We start from the raw sequence: 18,248 nt of genomic DNA, 5'->3' as shown, positions 1-18,248 counted from the left end.
CACCCTGTACCAGCCGGCGTGAGCGGGACGCCCGAACGGATTACATCGGCGGCACGACGCCGTTCTTGCCGACGATCAGCTGGCTCGCGGACAACGCGCCCGATGCATCCTTCTGCGTGGGGATGAACACGACCGTGCCCGGCTTCACGTCGTCATGCGTGGCGGGTGCCAGCGTGACCACAGGCGTGCCATTGGGAATCGAGATCTTCTTCTCCTGCCCGTGATAGTTGACGGTCACCACGCTGCCATTCACGGACTTCACCGCATCGCCAACGGTAGCGTTGGTCATCGAGCTGTTGGGCTTCAGGTCCCAGCCATAGCTGCCCTCGCCGCGCCCTTTCATCGCGGGCGGAAAGATCAGCACTTCCAGCGCGCCATCGCCGCCCTCGGCCTTGGGCAGCGAGGCAATACCGACGAAGTCGCCGGGCTTGATATCGCCGGTGCTCGCGCGCTGCACGGCCGATACCGCCCAGCCGTCCGCGAGCTTGATCGTGACCGGCTGCCCTTCCCGCGATTTCACCTGGAGCTCGTTGCCGGACAGCGCGGTCACGGTACCCCGCACGCGAACGGTCTGGTCCGCGGCATGCGCGGCGCCCATGGCGCCCACGGCAAGCAGCAGGCCCGTCAGGGTGCCGGTGATGGCGCTGGTAAACGTCCTGTTCAGTCGAGAGACTGTCATGTTCTATTCCTTGGCGTGGCGCATCGTCTGAAAGGGCCGTCGAAGGCTGCGCCGTGACCTTCGACCGCATGCTCCATCCAACTAGTTGGTAGGGAGTAAAGATAAAAAAATCATTCACGCCTGGCGGCGCGCAGCATCGCCTCCACACTCAGCGCGACATCGGCTTCTGTCGTGGCCCAGTTCGCCACGCTGATGCGCATGGCCGTGCGCCCCTGCCATACCGTGCCACCGCACCAGCAAACGCCCTCGGCCTGCAAGGCATCGATGACGGCGCGCGTTTTTTCCGCGGAGCCGAACGAGACGAGCACCTGATTGAGCACGACCTCGTTGAGAATGTCGTAACCGGCTTTCGACAAGCTTTCGGCGAACAGGCGCGCAAAGCCACATGACTGCGCAACAAGGTCCGCGACACCCTCGCGGCCGAGGTGCAGCAATGCCGCCCATACCTCGACGCCCCGTGCTCTTCTGGAAGATTCGGGCGTGTAGTGCGACGGATGGCGCTCGGCGTCGTCCCCCTCCGCCAGATACGCGGCCGTTGCCGACATGGCTGCCCGCAGATCGCCAGCGTTGCGCACGAACACGAGGCCGCTGTCGTAAGGCACGTTGAGCCATTTGTGTGCATCGGTCGCCCACGAGTCCGCCTCGGTAAAGCCTTGGGTCAGCGCGTCGAAGCCGCGATGCGCGAGCGCCCAGAGACCGAACGCGCCATCGACATGCACCCACGCGCCGGCCTCGCGGGCCAGCCGGCACACCTCGGCCGCAGGATCGAAATCCCCGGTGTTGACGTTGCCGGCCTGAATGCAGACGATCGTGCGGTCATCGAGCGCGGGCAGCAGTTCGGCGCGCAGTCTTCCGCGCCCGTCGGTCGGCACGCGAATGACGCGGTCTCGTCCGAGGCCCAGCAACGACAGCGCCTTGAGCACCGTGACGTGGACCTCGTCACCGACGATCACGCGAAGTTCCGGCGCGCCATACAGGCCCCGGGCCTCGACATCCCAGCCCTGCCGCGCCAGCAGCGCATGCCGCGCGGCGGCCAGCGCGGTAAAGCTGGCCATCGAGGCGCCGCTCACGAAGCCGCCGGCGACATCTTGCGGCATGCGCAGGAGATCGCGCATCCATTGCAGCGAGACATCTTCCAGCGTCGCCGCGATCGGCGAGGTCCAGCGGAAGCATGCGTTCTGATCCCATGCCGTGGCCAGCCAGCTGGCCGCGACCGTTGCCGGCAGCGCGCCGCCGATCACCAGACCGAAATATCGCCCGCCCGATGTGGCCACCGTCGCCGGCGAGCCGATCGTATCGAGCCGCCGCAGGACTTCCGCCGCCTCGACGCCTTGTTGCGGCAGCGGATGGACCAGCGCTTCGAGTCGCAGCTCGGCCTCGGGCGCCGGCACGACCGGGCGGTTCCGAAGGCCGTCGAGGTAGGCCGTGGCCCGTTCGGAGGCATCCTGTAGAACGGCGTGCGAATCGGCGTGCGAATCGGCGTGGCGCGGGGTGTCGTGCATGGTCAGAGCAATCCGATGGCGGAGGCCTTGAGTGTCGCCGCGGCCCGCGTCGTGCAACCGAGCTTGCGGAACACGCTTTCGATGTGCGTCGCGACGGTGCTCGGGCTCAGGTTCAGCTCACGCGCGGCTTCCTTGTTGGTGGCACCGCGCGAGATCGCGCGCAAGACGTCGGACTCGCGCGGCGACAACCGCAACCCCGGCTCCGTGCGATCCACCACCGGACGCACGATGCCGCTGCCACCGGAGACCAGCGCATCGACGGCCTCGCCACACAGCCGGCCCGCGTCGGCCTCCTCGCGCAGTTGCCGGGCCGCGGCCTCGGCCGGCATCGCCGCGCGCCATGGACGCGGGGAACGCATCGCGACCCAGGCCACCGACGCGGCCAGCACGCGGGCTTCGGGCGACAACGCCTGATCCCGCGCCCCGCGGAAATAGCCGGAGCCATCGAGCCGTTCATAGGCAAACGAGGCAAGCGTGGCGGCGGCGCCGAGCGGACCCGCCCATGGCCCGGCCCGGGACGTCCAGTAGGGAACCAGCCGCACCTTTTCCCAGGCGCTGCTGGAAAGATGCGCGGTCATGTTCCAGATCTGGATGGGGACCGAGGCGCGCCCGAGCCCATGAATCAATCCGGCAAGATACACACGCTCCTGCGTGGCCTTGCTTGCGGCAAGGCGCGTCATGGCCTGTGCGGCGGTGCCCGCGACCGCGCGCGAGAAACCCGTCATCCAGGGCAGCTTCAGATCGATGACATCGGCGATCAGCTCCGCCGGCGTCATGCGTTCCATCTGCGGCGTGGTCAGCGCCATGTCGAGCGTTTCGGGCGCACTGCCTTCGAGTTCCGCGAGCCAGTCGGCCGCATGCCGGGCCGCGATCGACGCGAGCGCGGCAGGATACCGGCGGTCGCCGCGCGCCTCGATCTTGCCGAGCGCGCCCTCGATGCCGTCGATACGGGTCAGGACCTCGATATCGCCGGCCAGCGAGACCACCGACACGGTGACCGGCACCGCGTCGCCCGCCAGATGCGCGGGTTGCCCGGTGCCATCCCACGATTCGAGGATATGGCGCAGCGTCGTTTCGGTAGTGGAAGATAGCGACAGCATGCGGCTGACTTCGGCCGACACTTCGCAATGGATCTCCGCGAGCGGCCGCAGCACGACGCCGAGGTTCGCGACTTCGGCCACGGGGCGGATGCCTTCCGGACGCCCTTCGAGCATCGCCACGCGTACCGCGATGTCATCGCCGAACAGATCGGCAAAGCCACCCGCATTGGCGGTACAGCCCGACCAGCGCAGCAGCGCCGCTTCGCGGACGGCGGCCTGCACGGCCGGGTCCAGCCCCGCAACCTGCGCCAGACGCATGGCAAGCCATGCCGTACGCACCGAATGGTTCGTCGGCTGGCCCATGCTCAAGTCGCCGACGAAGGCGAGCGCTTTCACGACATCGAAGACACGAAGCTGATGGCGCCCGCGGTAAATCTTGTCTTTCATCGTGACTCGGGGGTCTGAAACAGTCACGACTATAGCGCGTCGGCGCCGGAGACGGGCATCGGTCATTCAACCGATCCCCGGCCCCCTTACGGTGTCACTCCACGCGGATATTGCGCGCCTTGACCAGCTCGTGCCAGCGGGCCGATTCGGTCTGCAGGAACGTCTTGAACGCCTGCGGGCTGTTGCCGACCGGATCGAGGCCCGCCTGCTGCAGCTTCGCCTTCACGGCAGGATCCGCCACGGCCTGCTGCACGGCATTGGCGATGGCCTGCACGCGGTCCGGCGGCGTGCCTTTCGGCAGGAACACTGCATTCCATTCGAGCACCTCGTAATTGGGCATGCCGCTCTCCGCCATGGTCGGCGTGTTGGGCAACGCGGCGACGCGATGCTTCGACGTCACCGCAAGCGCGCGCAGCTTGCCGCCCGTCACGTACTGCAGCGTGGAAGCCGAGTTACCGAAGTACGTGGCCACCTGCCCGCCCATGACATCGGTCAGCGCGGGCGCGCCGCCCTTGTAGGGCACGTGCAGCAGCTCGATCTTTGCCTGATCGTCGAACATCTCCGCCGCGAGATGCGAGCCCGTGCCCGCGCCGGCCGATGCGAATGTCAGCTTGCCGGGCGCTTTCTTCGCCGCGGCAACCAGATCGGCAACAGTCTTGTACGGCGCGTTCGTGGCGACCACGAGGATCTGCGGCGCGGTGGCCACCAGCGACACCGGAATGAAATCGCGCGCGGGATCGAACGGCAGCTTGCGCAGCGCGGCGTTGACCGCGAATGCCGATGCGTCGTAGAGCACCGTGTAGCCATCGGCCGTGGCCTTGGCAACGTTATCGGCACCGATCACGCCGCCCGCGCCGGGCCGGTTGTCGATGACGATGGTCGTGTTGAGCAGCTCGCCCATCTTTTGCGCGACGATGCGCGCGGTATTGTCGGCGCCGCCGCCGGCCGAGTACGGCACCACCATCCGGATGGGCTTGTCCGGAAACGCGGCGATGGCAAAGGCCGGCGTCATGGCGGCGAGGATCGCCATGGCATTGCCAAGGCGTTGCAGGTACGTCTTCATATTGCTTGTCTCCGTGAATCCTTGATGTTCTGTCTTGCCGCCGCGTTGCCGCCCGCCTACTCGCTGCCGAATCCGTACAGCCGCGCGGGGTTGTCCACCAGAATGCGGTGCCGCACGGTGTCGTCGCCGGCCCAATCCGTCAGCAGATCGAACAACAGGGCGTCGTCCGGCTTGCGGTCGGGCTCGGTGAAATGCGGCCAGTCGCTGCCCCAGACGAGGCGCTCCGGTGCCGTGCGCACCCATGCCTTCGCGATGGGGGCGATATCGGCATAACGCCCGGCCTCGCCCACTATCGAATCGAGATAGGCGCCGGACAGCTTGAGCCAGCCGTTGCCGCGCGCGAGCAGTTCCGATACCAGCGCGAACGCCGGATGGTCGGTGCCGCCCGGCAATGGCAGGCGCGCCAGATGGTCGAACACGATCGGCGTGGGCAGCCGCAGCAGCAGATCGCGATGCGCGGCGAACTGGTCCGCGGTCCAGTGCAACTGGAGGTGCCAGCCCAGTCCGGCGATGCGATGGGCAAGCGTCTCCACCATATCGAAGCCCACCGCGGCGTTGGCCTGCGTGTACAGCGAGAATCGCACGCCGCGAATGCCGCCGGCGTGCAGTCGTTCCAGCGCGTCGTCCGTGACATCGGGATGCAGCACCGCGATCCCGCGCGTGCTGGCCGCGCCGAGGCGCGCGATCGCATCGAGCGTGGCGCTGTTGTCGGTGCCGTACGTCCTCGGCTGCACGATGACCGCGCGACGCGTGCCGAGCAGCGCCTGCATACGCCGGTAGTCCTCGGTCGTGGCCTGCTCGACCGTCGGCGCAACCGCCTGGAAGCGCGAATCGTAGATATGCAGGTGCGCGTCGCAGGCATTGGCCGGCGTCGTGCTGCCCGGCAGTGTCTGCGCCCCGCTGTTGGGCACCTGCAGCACGGGTGTGCCGCGAGACTCAGGCATCGCGGCGCGTCCTGTCCGCGGCCTCGCGCACGAGGTCGCCATGCTGATCGAGCGTGGGCGCGGCAAACGGATCGGGGCCCGGCGTGCGGCCGAACTTGACCGGCCGCGTAAAGCCACGATAGCGGCCGACCACGGGATGTTCGAACGTCGCGATCATGTCTTCGGCCGTCACCTGCGGAAAGTCGAACATGTCCTCCACGCTGCGCGCCGCCGAGCAAGGGACTTCCTCGCCGAAGATGGCCTCCCACTCCATGGCGGAGCGCTCGCGCAATGCCGCGTGCAGCGCCGGCACGATCTCGTCATGGTGCTGCGCGCGCTTGCGCACGGAATCGTAGCGGTCGGTTTTCAGCAGATGGGCCAGTCCCGTCTTCTCGCACAGCGCCTGCCAGAAATGCGGGGTGTTCGCGGAGATATAGATAAACCCTTCGCGCGTCGGGTGGATGCCCGTGATCCCGCCCGAACGCATGTCGCGCCCGACGTCGCGCGGCTCCGCATCGGCCCAGATCATGCGGGCGGACTGCATCGTCAGGGCCGAGCGCAGCAGCGAGACGCCCACGTATTGCCCCTGCCCGCTCTTCTCGCGCTCGTAGAGCGCGGAGGCGACCGCGCCGGAGACCAGCGAGGCCGCGTAGTAGTCGACGATGGAACCGTACAGGATCTCGGGCGGCCCTTCCTTCCTGCCCTGCAGCGTGCACATGCCCGTCATCGTCTGCAGCACCTGGTCGTAACCGGCCTTGTCCTTGAGCGGACCGGTCTCGCCATAGCCGCTCACCGCGCAGTAGATCAGGCGCGGATTGGACTCGCTCAGCTGTTCGTAGGCGATGCCCAGCCGTCCCGGCACGCTGGGGCGGAAGTTGTGCACGAGCACGTCCGCCTCGTTTGCCAGCGCGCGCAGGCGTTCGAGATCCGCGGGCTGCTTCAGGTCGAGCATCACCCCGAACTTGCTGCGATTGACGCCCAGGAACGCGCGGCTTTCCGTTTCCAGCGTCGACGGATACTTGCGCAGATTGTCGCCAGCGGGCGGTTCCACCTTGATGACGGTGGCACCCTGATCGGCCAGCAGCGAGCAGCCGTACGGGCCGGCGATATAGGCGCTCAGGTCCAGCACCTTCACGCCGCTCAGCGGGCCGGGGCGCCCGGTACGGGGCGCGCCAAAAACGTGTTCGCCGGTCTTGGCGTCGGTATCCATGCAATGCTCCTGAATCGGTGGTCGTCGATCGTCGTGCTTCAATCGGCGACGATGTTCTGTTCCTTCGCCAGCGCCTTCCAGCGGGCGACATCGGCCGCGATCGTCTCGGCGAACTGGTGCGGCGTCACGGGCTTCGCCTCGGCGCCTTCCTTGAGAATCGCGTTGCGGATCGCGGGCTTGTCCAGCGCGCGGTTCACGGCGGCGTTCAGCTGCGCCACGATGGGGGCGGGCGTGCCGGCGGGCGCGAGGAAGCCCCACCAGAGTTCGAACTCGTAACCGGGCACCGCACTTGCCATCGGCACGAGATCGGGCGCGATGGGGCTCGGCTTCGCGCTCGTGATGCCCACGGCGCGGACCTTGCCCGCGCGCACCATCGGCAGCAGCGACGGACCGCTCGAGATCAGCAATTGCGTCTGATTGCCGATCAGATCGGTAATGGCGGGACCCATGCCCTTGTACGGCACGTGCTGGATCTGGAGCTTGCCGGCCTTGGCCTTGAGCAGCTCGGTGCCGAATTCGTTGACGCTGCCGGGGCCCGACGATGCGTAGTTGTACTTGCCGGGGTTCTTCCGGATCAGCTCGATCAGTTCCTGCGGGGTCTTCGCGGGCAGCTGGTTGCTGACGGCCACGATAAACGGTCCCTGCGCCACCATCGCCACCGGCGCGAAGCTCTTGACCGCGTCGTAGGTCAGCTTCGTCTGCACCGCGGCGTTGGTCGTCATGCTCGACGATACGGCCACGAGCGTGTAGCCATCGGGGGCGGCCTTCGCGGCCATCGATGTTCCCGTGTTGCCGCTCGCGCCGGGGCGGTTGTCGATGATCACCGGCTGCTTCAGGTCCTCGCCGATCTCCTTGGCGACGATGCGCGCGAAGATATCGTTCGACCCGCCCGGCGGGTACGGCACGATGATCGTGATGGGCTTCGAGGGATAAGGGCCGTCAGCGGCCAGTGCGGGCACGGCCAGCGTGGCGGCCGTGGCGATCCATGCAATGGACGCAATGGACGCAATGGACGCGATGGATGCGAGCTTGCGGCACGACGGTGAAGTCGTCATGGTGTTGTCTCCGGATGTTTTTATATGAGGGGTGCCGCGCGATGACGGTCGGCAATATCAGGCGGGAATCAGTCCCAGCCGCCTGCCAATCTCGACAATCGCCTGCGCGCGGTGCACGAATGGGGGATCGATCATCTTGCCATCGACGACGTAGGCGCCGATGCCCTCGGCTTCCGCGCGCGCCGCGGCTTCGACGACGCGCAGCGCATGGGCGATTTCCTCGTCGGACGGACGGTAGACGTCATTGGCCAGCGCGATCTGCGTCGGGTGGATGCAGCTCTTGCCGATAAAGCCGAGCTGGCGAGACATCTCCGCTTCCGCCCGGAACCCGTCGGCATCGCGGATATTGGCGAAGACGGTGTCGTATGCGTAGACATTGGCTTCCGCGGCGGCCATGCGTACCGCGAACATGGCGGCGTGGATCGCGGCGACATTGCGCCGGTGAATGCCGTTGGGCTCGAACAGATCGCCGAGGCCCAGTTGCAGGCCCGCCACGCGGGGATGCGCGGTGGCCAGTTCGGCGGCGCGGCGCAGCGCGGCCGGCGACTCGACGTTCAGCAGCAGCCGGACTTTCTCGTCCTTACTGGTAAACCCGTTGGCGCGCTCGGCCTTTTCGATCGCGTCCGCGGCGCGGCGCACGTCTTCGGGGCTTTCCGGCTTGGGCAGATTGACCACATCCAGTCCGGGGAGGACCACCGCGGCGATATCGGCTTCGAAGTGCGACGTCGTGAGGCCGTTGACGCGGACGATCAGCGTCTTGCCGGAGGTCCGCGCCATGTCGGAACGCAGCATCTCCGCCAACAGCTTGCGCGCCTCGCCTTTGCGGTCTTCCGCCACCGCGTCTTCGAGGTCGAAGGACAGCGCGTCGGCTTCGCTGGCGAATGCCTTGGGGAAGAACTCGGGCCGCGACCCCGGGACGAACAGTTTGCTCCTCATACCGACACTCCCTCTCTGTGGATGTTTGATGACTCAGGAGTTTGCCCAAGGCGATCAACAAGATAAACTATACTTTTCTACCTTCACACCATAGAAACTCTATGGAAACCGCCTACCTTCGCGCCTTCGCGCTCGTCGTGGAAACCGGCACGCTGGCGGAGGCGGCCCGCCGCCTCAATGTCACGCCCGCGGCCATCTCCCAGCAGATTCAGGTTTTGGAGCGGCAACTGGGTACAACGCTGCTGGGCCGGGCCGGCCGCACGGTGGCGCCGACCGAGTCCGGACGCCGGCTGGCGGAACGCAGCGTGCTGCTGCTGAGCCAGGTGGACGAACTGCGCAGCTGGGTCAATCAGGCCGAAGAGATGCACGAACTGCGTATCGGCACGATCAATACGGCGCTGCACAGCCTGTTGCCCGATGCGCTCGCGCGCTTCACCAACGCGCATCCGGATGTCTCGGTCCATATCCGTTCGGCCACGTCGGGCGAACTGTTCGAGGCCGTCAAGCAGCTGGAACTCGATGCGGCGGTCTGCCTGCACCCGCCGTTTGCGTTGCCCAAGACGTTTGCGTGGGAATTGCTGCGGCAGGAACCGCTCGTGGTCCTGGCCCGGGCGCGCGACCGGCAGACGGATCCGCACGAACTGCTGCGCACACGGCCGCTCATCCGCTATGACCGGACGCTGGGCGGCGGCAAGCAGGCCGACGACTATCTGCGCAAGAACGGCATCACGCCCGCGCTGGAACGCTTCGAGCTGAGCTCGCTGCTGGCCATCGCGATGATGGTCGATCGCGGGCTTGGCGTATCGCTGATTCCGGATATCGCATCGCAGCTGACGGCTCGGCTGCAGGTGGCCAAGCTGGCCTTGCCGATTCCCTCCGAACCGCGGCGGTTCGGCGTGTTGTGGCGCCGCACGTCGCCGTGCGCGAGCCTGATCAAGTCGTTCCTCGCGCACGCGCGCGTGGCGGCGCGGACCTAGCGATTGTTGCCCCGGTGACAACATACTGAAGGCCTCCAGGACCCTACTGGTGCGCGCGTCCCGTTACTAGAATCCGTCACACGGCTGGCCGCCAAAGCGAGCCGTCCAGTGCCCTTCCCCACTCGATCGACAGGATTCTGAAAATGAGCGCAACCACCCGCAACGTGCAGCCGGTTATCACCCCCATTGGCAAGGAGGGCTCTGGCGAACTCGTGTCGTCTCGCTACGGCGTGCGTATCGGCGATGTCGATGTCGTGCTGATCAGCGACGGCGTTCTGCCGCTGCCGACGTCCACGATGTCCACCAACGTGAGCGAGGCGGATCGCAATGCATGGTTCGACGGCCGCTTTCTCCAGCGCGACATGTTCGACTGGGCGCTGAATATCGCGCTCGTGCGCAGCGGCGACAAGCTGATCCTCGTCGACTCGGGCGTGGGTGACGGCTTCGAGTACTTCTCGCGCGCCGGGCAATCGGTGATGCGGCTGGAGACCGCCGGCATCGACCTGCATGCGATTACCGATATCGTGATTACCCATATGCATATGGATCACGTCGGCGGCCTGAACGTCGACGGCGTAAAGGCCAGGCTGCGTCCCGACGTGCGCATTCACGTGGCGGCCGCCGAAGTGGAATTCTGGAAGCATCCCGACTTCAGCAAGACCGTGATGCCCGAGGCGGTGCCGCCCGCCCTGCGCAAGGCCGCGGCAAAGTTCGTGGAACTCTACGGCGAACATATCGTGCAGTTCGACCGGACCGTCCAGGTCGCGCCGGGGGTATCGGCGCGCGTCACGGGCGGACATACGCCGGGACACTGTGTGGTGGACGTGGCGTCGCAGGGCGAAAAGCTGACCTTTGCCGGCGATGCGATCTTCGAAGTCAACTACGACAACCCCGACTGGCAGAACGGCTTCGAGCACGATCCCGAGGGCGCCGTGGATGTCCGCATCGCGCTGTTCGAGGAGGCCGCCGCAACGGGCTCCCTGCTGGCCGCCGCGCACGTCGCGTTCCCGTCGATCGGTCATGTGGCCAAGACCGGCAACACCTACCGGTTCGTGCCGGTGCAGTGGGATTATTGACGCATCGCCAATCTGTTTTTCCGGGAAATGTCTTAGATTTATTTATGAAGTTTCCCGGATAAAATAGGAAGCCATATTTTACTTAAACATTGGCAATGTCATAAACCATGACGAAGTAAACGATATATTTATCTCGCGCCTCCATTCAACAAACTGTTCCCCGGAGGAGCGACATGAATACGACTTTCCGTCATGCTGTCAACGTGTGTACCAGCGTGTGTGCCCGCGTGTGTGCCAGCGTGTGTGCCACCACGGCTGCCTCGCTGTGCGCCGGCATGGCAATGGCACACGCCAAATCCAGCGTCACCTTGTATGGCGTGGCCGACGCCGGCATCGAGTATCTCAACAACGTGCCCACTGCCTCGGGCGGCGCCAGTCAGTTCCGCATGACGTCGGGCAACATGGCCACGTCCCGCTGGGGCATTCGCGGCACCGAAGATCTCGGCAACAGCCTGCGGGCGGTCTTCCATCTCGAGAGCGGCATGCTCGTGGATACCGGCGCGCAGGGCAACCGGACGCGCCTGTTCGATCGCAGCGCCTACGTGGGCCTGGCAAGCCGGTACGGCAGCGTGACGCTCGGCCGCCAGACGACGCCGATGTTCGACACCGCGCGGCGCTTCGACCCGATGGGCTTTTCACCGCGCTATGGGCTCGTCAGGAACGACGTCATCCTCGCGGGCCGCGCGGACAACGCGGTGAAATACAGTGGCACCCTCGGTAGCCTGACCGCTTCCGCGATGTATAGCCTCGGCCGCACTGGCGGCGGCGAGCTGCCGGGCAACCACAAGGTGGACCGGAACTGGGGCGCGGCGCTCGCCTATGGCGCGGGCGCGCTGTCGGCAGGCGCGGCCTACGACGAGTTTCAGGGGGCATCCGCCGCAAGCGCGGACCGCAGGGACCGCCGCGCGCTGATCGGCGCCAGCTATGCCATGGGTCCCACCACGATCTTTGCGGGCTATCGCTGGTACGGCGGCAATACCGGAAGCCTGCCCACCCATCGTTCGAACCTGTACTGGGCCGGGGTGCGCTACGCCCTGAAGCCGGCGCTGACGCTGGCCGGCGCCGCTTATTACACAGACGCCCGGGACACGGACACCCGGGCCAGGAACGCCGACGCCGTCATGTTCGTGGCATCGGCCGATTATGCATTCTCCAGGCGAACCGATGTCTACCTGAACATTGGTTACGCGCTCAACCGGGGCGCGTCCCGGCTGGGCATGAATGGCTATGGCTCCGTACGCGGCAAGTCTGCCCATGTCGTCACGGGCAAAGGGCAGAGCGGCGTGGTCATGGGAGTGCGCCACCGGTTCTGACACACCGACCCCGCCTGCGCTGCAATGCAATACGACGACTTTCATCCTGACGCCCTGACACGCAGCGGTAAGAGATACAACCGGACTTGCACGCCATGGCTCAGCCACTCACGTGCGGCTTGTCGGATTGATCGCGATTGCCCTGCTCGTCAGGCGGCGAGGCCTGCTCGTTCATGATCTCGTTCGGTGTGGGCTTGCGGTCTGCGTCGCGCTTTGGTTCGCCCGCTGACGACGCGGTATCGGCGTCGGCGGAAGGATTCTGGCCACGCTCCGACGTCGTCGGCTTGCGCGCGGGATGATTGATGCTTGTCTCCTGATGCTTCATGTCGAACTCCTGTGTGAATGCCGGATGCGAATGTTGCCTGCGGGGTGTGGACGCAAGGGTCATGCCCATGCATCCGCCTGCGCCACGCTCACGGCGCCATCATGTAGATCAGGCCGACCGCCGATGCACGCATTACACGGCGTCGCCATGGAATTCGATCCGCCTGCAAACACCGTGCACATCGCGCGAATCCCTCGCGGATAGGGCGACGTGCGCGTGCAGGAAACGTTCGTCGCGGGTACTGGGCATACTCGTTGCGCATCGAGTCTCGGCACACTCACCGCCAAAAGGAGATTCGATATGTTCGTTCACAACAAGCGCCTGCAATACACCGTCCGCGTGGCGCGGCCGGATCCCGGCCTCGCCAATCTGCTGCTCGAGCAGTTTGGCGGCCCGCAGGGCGAGCTCGCCGCCGCGTGCCGCTACTTCACCCAGGCGCTCGCCGAGGAGGACCCGGGCCGCAAGGACATGCTGTTCGACATCGCCACGGAAGAGCTGAGCCATCTGGAAGTCATCGGCTCGCTGATCGCCATGCTGAATCGTGGGGCCAAGGGGGACCTCGCGGAAGGCGTGCAACAGGAAGCCGAGCTGTATCGATCGCTGCAGGGCGCGGGCAACGATAGCCACGTCACGCAGTTGCTTTACGGCGGCGGCCCCGCGCTCATCAACTCGGCGGGCGTGCCATGGACCGCCGCCTACATCGACAGCATCGGCGAACCCACCGCGGACCTGCGCTCGAACATCGCCGCGGAGGCCAGGGCAAAGATCATTTACGAGCGCCTGATGAATGTCACGGACGACGCGGACGTGCAGGAAGCGCTCGGATTCCTGATGACGCGGGAAATCTCGCATCAGAAGTCGTTCGAGAAAGCGCTGTACTCCATCACGCCCAACTTCCCTCCGGGCAAGACGCCCGGCGATCCGCGCTTTGCAAGCGTCTATTTCAAGATGTCGCAAGGCGAAGCGATGCGTGGTCCCTGGAACGCGGACAGTACGTTCGTCTTTGTCGAGAATCCGCCGCCCGCGGTCGATGGCGGCGACGGCCTCGCGACCGTGGAACTGCCCGCCGATCAGCAATCCACGCTGGAAGCCTTTGCCATGCGCGGCGAGTCGGACGTGAATAGCGACCCGGTCACCGGCGCCGATCTCGGCAAGGCCGACGACGACCTCGACGGTACGGGCGAAGCGGATCCCCCCGCACGCAACAAGCGCTGATGCCGCGCCGCGGGGCCGGGCGCTGGCACGGCCCCCGACATCTCACGGCATGATGCAATGCCGTGAGCGCCACGACTGGTAAAGGGTTGCTCAGTCGAGCCCCCCTTTAGAACGGTATGTTCGAGACACCAACGAAGCGATCCTTCGCAAAAAGACCACATTAGGCAAGATCCTCTAATTTGCTCCGCTTTGTCGATTTTTGTGCATGTCATTGTCTGTACCGCAAAGACGCCTCGTTCATCTCCTGAACAGTGGCGCGCAGCTTCGCATCGTTCGATCGGTCCTGAATCGTTCCCCCGTCTATTGCGAACTTTCCCCCGCGAATGCATCGGGTCCGATCGAGATCATCCCGATGTGGCGCATTCGGAAACTACTTGCCACGAACGCCGTCCGGCTGGATACCGGCGACATGGCGACCGCCACGGAGATCGTTCTCGCGACGCGCCCCGCTCCCGGTGACGACAATGGCGGCAATGGGCAGAAAGACCTGCCCGATACGTGATGCCGGCCCGTCTCGCGACGTTCGCAGAGACGGTAAAAGCTTTTACATCCGGCGCGAAATCTTTGACTTCTCGTCGCGCGTGCCGCGGTCCAGTATTAGGTGCTGGCTGGGGCGCCTCGTCATGCAACCCCCCCCCGGTCTGTCTCCGTTCCTGCCGAGGGTTTCCATGCCGAGTCCGATCGACGTAGACATTACACGCAGGCTGTTCACCGCGCTGGGCGGGGCCATTCCGCTGGCGATGGCATTGCCGGCGGCCGCCGCCGATTCGAAAAGCCGGGCGTCGGCTGGCGCCAGTCCGCCAGCAAATCCCGCGGCGGCGGAGACCAGGCCGCCGCCGGGCTTGCCGATGCACGAAGGCTACGCGGAGGTCATCGCGCGCATGGCCTACATATGGGGCTGGCCGATGGTGAACATGCTGAATCGCTTCGCGCGCATCACGCAGGCCCCGCATCCGGGCCTGCTCAATGGCGTGCTACCCGCCGCGCCCCGCGGGCAGGTCGGCATGCTGCACGACTACATCGACCCGGCGGAAACGTTCGTGACCTGTCCGAACCAGGACGTGGTCTACGGACTGGGGTTCTTCCAGCTGGATGAAGAGCCGGTGGTCGCTCAGGTGCCCGACTTCGGCGACCGGTTCTGGGTCTACGCGCTGTACGACGCGCGCACCAATCAGTTCGGCCAGGTCGGCAAGCCGTACCGGACGCGGCCCGGTTTCTACCTGCTGGCGGGCCCCCAGTGGAAGGGCAACAAGCCGTCGGGCATCGCGTCGGTCATTCGCTGCCCCACATCGCTGGCCAACGCCATTCCGCGCGTGTTCATGAACGACACGCCCGACGATCGCCGCGCCATTCAACCGGTGCTCAACCAGATCGTCTTCTATCCGCTCAAGCAATTCGATGGCCGCATGAAAACCATCGACTGGGCGAAGGCACCCGAGATTCCGGGCCCCAAATCCGAGGCCGGCGCCGGCGGCGGCGAGACGCGATGGGTCATCCCCGAGACGTTCTTCGATCAGTTCGGGCAGGTGCTGGACACCGTGCCGCCCCTGCCCGGGGAGGAAGCGCTCTACGCGCAGTTCCGGTCGCTGATGGAAGTTGCGGGCCGCGACGAGGACATCCGGAAGCACCTCGTATCCGTCGCCGTCAGCACCGAACGCGACGCAATCGGACCGTTCTTCGAATGGCGCCGTAACGGCCTGCCCGCTGGCAACGGATGGAACCGCTCGACCAACAACGCGCAGACCGGCTTCGACTACTTCGATCGTACGGGCACGGCCAAATCGAACATGTTCGACAACCGGCCCAATGAGACGCAGTACTTCTATACCGACGTCGATGCGTCCGGTGCGGCGCTCAACGGAACGAACAGCTACGAGGTCGTCTTTCCCGCCGGACAGGAGCCCCCTGTCAATGGCTTCTGGTCGCTGACGCTCTACAACGACAAGCATCTGTTCCACCCGAACGAACTCAAGCGTTATTCGCTCGGCACGAAGAACGCGACCCTCAGGCGTCAGGCCGATGGTTCGCTGACGCTGTATGCGGGATCGCGGTCCCCGGGCGCGGCGCGGGAGTCGAACTGGCTGCCCGCCCCCGGCGGATCGTTCTCGCTCTACATTCGCGCCTACTGGGGCAAGACGCCCATTCTCGACGGCGCCTGGAAGCCGCCAGCCATCCGGAGGATCGCATGAACAGAACGAACGTCGCCTCGCTCGCGCTCGCCGCCATGGCGTTGTCGCTCCCTGCCCTCACCCATGCGCAAGGCTCGCGCTACGACGCGCTGGCAAGGGTGGCATCTACGTGCTGCTGCCGCCCGACTACAAGGGCGAGCCGCCGAAGGCGAGCCTGCCCAAAGGCGCGTTCGTTTACCGTTCGCGCACCAACAACGTGTTCCTGTTCTGGCGAACGTTCTTCAGCGATCCGAAAGACCTGTCGAAGGCCAATGCACAGATCGCGGCTACGCGCATCTACCCGCTTGGCCAGAAGGGCTCGGCCAGACCGATGCAGTTCCCCGACGGCAATGCCGAACCCGCGAACCTGCTGTTTCCGCGCGATGCCAGCTACTTCGACATGCTGTCCCGCTTTATCGACAGCGAGACCGTCGATCCCGCGGACATGGACATGCGAGGCTTCCTCCATACCATCGGGATCGAAAAGGGCCGGCCGTTCTCCCCCCCGCCCGAGCTGCGCGCAATGCTCGACCGCGCCGCACAGACCGGGTTCAAGATGAGCAAGGTCGTGATCACCGCTATGGTGACCGCGAGCCAGGCGGGCTCTACTATCCGGACCGGCAATGGGTCAATGTGTTCGCCGGTGAAGACACGTCGTTCCAGTCCGGCCGTACGTTTACCAATCTGGAGCAGCGCGACAAGCCCATGCAGAACGCGGATGGCTCGATCGATCTGTACTTCGGCCCGAACGCGCCCGCCGGCAAGGAAAAGAACTGGCTGCGCACGCTGCCGGGCAAAGGCTACTTCGTGATCCTCAGGCTGTACTCGCCCGAGGAAGCGTTCTTCAGCCAGACGTGGAAACCGGGAGACATCGAGAAGCGCCGTTGACCCGGCGCCAATGCATCCGCGCATGGAACAGATCATCCGCCATCCCGCCGTCCTGTTCGTCCTGCTGCTGATCCTGCTGGCGGCAGCCACGGCCATTGGCGCGCAGGTGCTGCGCCGCATGCGCCCGGTCGGCAAGGAGAACCGCGATGACTTCAATATCGTGCAGGGCGCAACGCTCACGCTGCTCGCATTGCTGATCGGCTTCACGCTGTCGATGGCGGTGGGCCGATACGACCAGCGCAAGAACCTCGAGGAAGAAGAAGCCAACGCCATCGGCACGGAATACCTGCGCGCGGATCTGGTCGAGGGGCCGGAGGCCGGACAGATCAAGGCGCTCCTCGTCCGGTATCTGGACCAGCGCCTCCAGTATTACCGGACACGCGACCGCGAACAGCTGCACGGGATCGCGGCGGCCACCGCGCAGATCGAGGACGAGATGTGGAAGACCGTGCGAGGCATCGCGCGCGACAAGCCGACACCCATCACCGCCCTTGTCGTGAGCGGCATGAACGACGTGATCAATTCCCAGGGCTACGCCGAAGCCGCGTGGCTGAACCGCATTCCGGTGGCGGCATGGTGCCTGATGATCGTCATCGCATTCTTCAGCACGCTGATGCAGGGCTATGGCGCGCGCGCGGAGACGTCCAGGGCGTTCCTGCTGCTCGTGCTCCCGCTGACGGTGTCGCTGTCGCTGGCACTCATTGCCGATATCGACAGTCCCCGCGGCGGCCTGATCCGCGTCATCCCACAGAACCTCGAAAGCCTCGCCGCATCGCTGGGCCGCTGAGCCGTCATTCTCGGCGCAGCCCGACGTCAGACCGGTGCATTCACCGCGAACTTGCCACGCTTGGTCGAGAAGAACGTCCGCACATTGCGAACGTTGTGCGTGCCGCTGAAAAGGCGGCGGGCAAAGGCATCGTAGGCGCTCATGTCCGCCAGCTCCGCGATGACGACGAAGTCTGGCCCCGGTGAGACCCGATAGCACTGGGTCACCGTGGGCTCCGCGCAGATATGCGCTTCGAACGCGTCGCAGTCTTCGGCCGCCTGACGGTCGAGCGAGACCTCGATGATGGCCGTCACCGATCGGCCGAGCTTGCCCTGATCCAGCATCGCGACTTCGCGCACGATCACCCCGGCCTCCCGGAGCCGGCGTAATCGCCGCATTGTCGTCGGCGCGGACGCGAACACGCGCTGCGCCAGCTCCACATTGGACAGGGAGGCATCCTCCTGCAGCACGCGGAGGATGCGCAGGTCCAGGTCGTCGAGGTCGTCCGTCATCGGTGAGATAACAAATCAGTGAAAGAAAATTTCACACGGAGGTTGAATCGTCGTAATAAACCATAAATCACCGGTTTTTGAAAGAAAATTTCATTACATCACCCCTACCATCGGTCCCGTGGCCACTCAACCGAAACAACGAACTTCTGAATG

17 protein-coding genes and 1 pseudogene are annotated in these 18,248 nt (G+C 65.5%); 8 read left to right on the top strand and 10 right to left on the bottom strand.

Annotated features, from left to right (window positions below; translation table 11 throughout):
• Positions 1–40 precede the first annotated feature (40 nt).
• The 8 genes from AAHB16_RS13880 to AAHB16_RS13845 all read right to left on the bottom strand — a co-directional run bounded on the left by AAHB16_RS13880 (position 41) and on the right by AAHB16_RS13845 (position 8,855).
• Complete coding sequence (locus tag AAHB16_RS13880) at positions 41–679, bottom strand: hypothetical protein (protein ID WP_150374775.1); 639 nt, start codon at positions 677–679, stop codon at positions 41–43.
• A 110-nt stretch (positions 680–789) separates the two neighbouring features.
• Complete coding sequence (locus AAHB16_RS13875) at positions 790–2,181, bottom strand: pyridoxal phosphate-dependent decarboxylase family protein (RefSeq protein WP_342051146.1); 1,392 nt, start codon at positions 2,179–2,181, stop codon at positions 790–792.
• Positions 2,182–2,183: 2 nt separating this feature from the next.
• The gene (locus tag AAHB16_RS13870) at positions 2,184–3,668 is read right to left on the bottom strand and encodes an HD domain-containing phosphohydrolase (RefSeq protein ID WP_342051145.1); all 1,485 of its coding nucleotides are present in this window, start codon (positions 3,666–3,668) and stop codon (positions 2,184–2,186) included.
• A 94-nt stretch (positions 3,669–3,762) separates the two neighbouring features.
• Complete coding sequence (locus tag AAHB16_RS13865; RefSeq protein WP_446718094.1) at positions 3,763–4,698, bottom strand: tripartite tricarboxylate transporter substrate binding protein; 936 nt, start codon at positions 4,696–4,698, stop codon at positions 3,763–3,765.
• A gap of 89 nt (positions 4,699–4,787) precedes the next feature.
• Positions 4,788–5,675: an amidohydrolase family protein gene (locus AAHB16_RS13860; RefSeq protein WP_342051144.1), complete on the bottom strand. Its 888-nt coding sequence runs from the start codon at positions 5,673–5,675 to the stop codon at positions 4,788–4,790.
• On the bottom strand, positions 5,668–6,864 hold the full coding sequence (locus AAHB16_RS13855) for a CaiB/BaiF CoA transferase family protein (protein WP_342051143.1): 1,197 nt from the start codon (positions 6,862–6,864) through the stop codon (positions 5,668–5,670). Before AAHB16_RS13855 ends, AAHB16_RS13860 begins: the two co-directional genes overlap by 8 nt.
• A gap of 38 nt (positions 6,865–6,902) precedes the next feature.
• Positions 6,903–7,919: a tripartite tricarboxylate transporter substrate binding protein gene (locus tag AAHB16_RS13850; RefSeq protein ID WP_342051142.1), complete on the bottom strand. Its 1,017-nt coding sequence runs from the start codon at positions 7,917–7,919 to the stop codon at positions 6,903–6,905.
• 57 nt (positions 7,920–7,976) lie between these two features.
• On the bottom strand, positions 7,977–8,855 hold the full coding sequence (locus tag AAHB16_RS13845) for an HpcH/HpaI aldolase/citrate lyase family protein (protein ID WP_342051141.1): 879 nt from the start codon (positions 8,853–8,855) through the stop codon (positions 7,977–7,979).
• Positions 8,856–8,956: 101 nt separating this feature from the next.
• Between AAHB16_RS13845 and AAHB16_RS13840 the strand changes: the two genes are divergently transcribed.
• From AAHB16_RS13840 to AAHB16_RS13830, 3 genes are all read left to right on the top strand, one after another.
• Positions 8,957–9,832 carry a LysR family transcriptional regulator gene (locus AAHB16_RS13840; protein WP_342051140.1) on the top strand — a complete coding sequence of 292 codons (876 nt, stop codon included), beginning with the start codon at positions 8,957–8,959 and terminating at the stop codon, positions 9,830–9,832.
• Between the two features lie 143 nt (positions 9,833–9,975).
• The gene (locus AAHB16_RS13835; protein ID WP_150374784.1) at positions 9,976–10,908 is read left to right on the top strand and encodes an MBL fold metallo-hydrolase; all 933 of its coding nucleotides are present in this window, start codon (positions 9,976–9,978) and stop codon (positions 10,906–10,908) included.
• Positions 10,909–11,081: 173 nt separating this feature from the next.
• Positions 11,082–12,221, top strand: coding sequence for a porin (locus tag AAHB16_RS13830; RefSeq protein WP_446718093.1), 1,140 nt, complete (start codon positions 11,082–11,084; stop codon positions 12,219–12,221).
• Positions 12,222–12,321: 100 nt separating this feature from the next.
• Here the strand turns inward: AAHB16_RS13830 and AAHB16_RS13825 are convergent, their stop codons facing one another.
• Positions 12,322–12,546 (bottom strand): hypothetical protein, encoded by a 225-nt coding sequence (locus AAHB16_RS13825; protein WP_150374786.1) that lies wholly within the window; start codon positions 12,544–12,546, stop codon positions 12,322–12,324.
• A 300-nt stretch (positions 12,547–12,846) separates the two neighbouring features.
• Between AAHB16_RS13825 and AAHB16_RS13820 the strand changes: the two genes are divergently transcribed.
• From AAHB16_RS13820 to AAHB16_RS13800, 5 genes and pseudogenes are all read left to right on the top strand, one after another.
• Complete coding sequence (locus AAHB16_RS13820; protein WP_342051139.1) at positions 12,847–13,761, top strand: manganese catalase family protein; 915 nt, start codon at positions 12,847–12,849, stop codon at positions 13,759–13,761.
• Between the two features lie 668 nt (positions 13,762–14,429).
• Positions 14,430–15,950 (top strand): DUF1254 domain-containing protein, encoded by a 1,521-nt coding sequence (locus AAHB16_RS13815; RefSeq protein WP_342051138.1) that lies wholly within the window; start codon positions 14,430–14,432, stop codon positions 15,948–15,950.
• A 109-nt stretch (positions 15,951–16,059) separates the two neighbouring features.
• Positions 16,060–16,173, top strand: a pseudogene (locus AAHB16_RS13810) (hypothetical protein); the annotation flags it as partial.
• 461 nt (positions 16,174–16,634) lie between these two features.
• Positions 16,635–16,817 (top strand): DUF1214 domain-containing protein, encoded by a 183-nt coding sequence (locus tag AAHB16_RS13805; protein ID WP_342051137.1) that lies wholly within the window; start codon positions 16,635–16,637, stop codon positions 16,815–16,817.
• A gap of 22 nt (positions 16,818–16,839) precedes the next feature.
• Positions 16,840–17,604: a bestrophin-like domain gene (locus tag AAHB16_RS13800; protein WP_342051136.1), complete on the top strand. Its 765-nt coding sequence runs from the start codon at positions 16,840–16,842 to the stop codon at positions 17,602–17,604.
• Positions 17,605–17,630: 26 nt separating this feature from the next.
• Here the strand turns inward: AAHB16_RS13800 and AAHB16_RS13795 are convergent, their stop codons facing one another.
• A complete protein-coding gene (locus AAHB16_RS13795) occupies positions 17,631–18,095 on the bottom strand; it encodes an Lrp/AsnC family transcriptional regulator (protein WP_446718092.1) in 465 nt (154 codons plus the stop codon).
• Between the last annotated feature and the right edge of the window lie 153 nt (positions 18,096–18,248).

Source organism: Cupriavidus sp. OTU4054 (assembly GCF_038440175.1).
GTDB classification, from domain to species: Bacteria; Pseudomonadota; Gammaproteobacteria; order Burkholderiales; family Burkholderiaceae; genus Cupriavidus; species Cupriavidus pauculus_D.
Note: the sequence above shows the minus strand (reverse complement) of the source record. Positions and strands in the feature narration are given on the sequence as shown.

What these genes read in the sequence shown, in the direction of transcription:
- AAHB16_RS13880 (WP_150374775.1), bottom strand. Translation starts at nt 679, where the DNA reads ATGACAGTCTCTCGACTGAACAGGACGTTTACCAGCGCCATCACCGGC.
- AAHB16_RS13875 (WP_342051146.1), bottom strand. Translation starts at nt 2,181, where the DNA reads ATGCACGACACCCCGCGCCACGCCGATTCGCACGCCGATTCGCACGCC.
- AAHB16_RS13870 (WP_342051145.1), bottom strand. Translation starts at nt 3,668, where the DNA reads ATGAAAGACAAGATTTACCGCGGGCGCCATCAGCTTCGTGTCTTCGAT.
- AAHB16_RS13865 (WP_446718094.1), bottom strand. Translation starts at nt 4,698, where the DNA reads ATGGCGATCCTCGCCGCCATGACGCCGGCCTTTGCCATCGCCGCGTTT.
- AAHB16_RS13860 (WP_342051144.1), bottom strand. Translation starts at nt 5,675, where the DNA reads ATGCCTGAGTCTCGCGGCACACCCGTGCTGCAGGTGCCCAACAGCGGG.
- AAHB16_RS13855 (WP_342051143.1), bottom strand. Translation starts at nt 6,864, where the DNA reads ATGGATACCGACGCCAAGACCGGCGAACACGTTTTTGGCGCGCCCCGT.
- AAHB16_RS13850 (WP_342051142.1), bottom strand. Translation starts at nt 7,919, where the DNA reads ATGACGACTTCACCGTCGTGCCGCAAGCTCGCATCCATCGCGTCCATT.
- AAHB16_RS13845 (WP_342051141.1), bottom strand. Translation starts at nt 8,855, where the DNA reads ATGAGGAGCAAACTGTTCGTCCCGGGGTCGCGGCCCGAGTTCTTCCCC.
- AAHB16_RS13840 (WP_342051140.1), top strand. Translation starts at nt 8,957, where the DNA reads ATGGAAACCGCCTACCTTCGCGCCTTCGCGCTCGTCGTGGAAACCGGC.
- AAHB16_RS13835 (WP_150374784.1), top strand. Translation starts at nt 9,976, where the DNA reads ATGAGCGCAACCACCCGCAACGTGCAGCCGGTTATCACCCCCATTGGC.
- AAHB16_RS13830 (WP_446718093.1), top strand. Translation starts at nt 11,082, where the DNA reads ATGAATACGACTTTCCGTCATGCTGTCAACGTGTGTACCAGCGTGTGT.
- AAHB16_RS13825 (WP_150374786.1), bottom strand. Translation starts at nt 12,546, where the DNA reads ATGAAGCATCAGGAGACAAGCATCAATCATCCCGCGCGCAAGCCGACG.
- AAHB16_RS13820 (WP_342051139.1), top strand. Translation starts at nt 12,847, where the DNA reads ATGTTCGTTCACAACAAGCGCCTGCAATACACCGTCCGCGTGGCGCGG.
- AAHB16_RS13815 (WP_342051138.1), top strand. Translation starts at nt 14,430, where the DNA reads ATGCCGAGTCCGATCGACGTAGACATTACACGCAGGCTGTTCACCGCG.
- AAHB16_RS13805 (WP_342051137.1), top strand. Translation starts at nt 16,635, where the DNA reads ATGCAGAACGCGGATGGCTCGATCGATCTGTACTTCGGCCCGAACGCG.
- AAHB16_RS13800 (WP_342051136.1), top strand. Translation starts at nt 16,840, where the DNA reads ATGGAACAGATCATCCGCCATCCCGCCGTCCTGTTCGTCCTGCTGCTG.
- AAHB16_RS13795 (WP_446718092.1), bottom strand. Translation starts at nt 18,095, where the DNA reads ATGACGGACGACCTCGACGACCTGGACCTGCGCATCCTCCGCGTGCTG.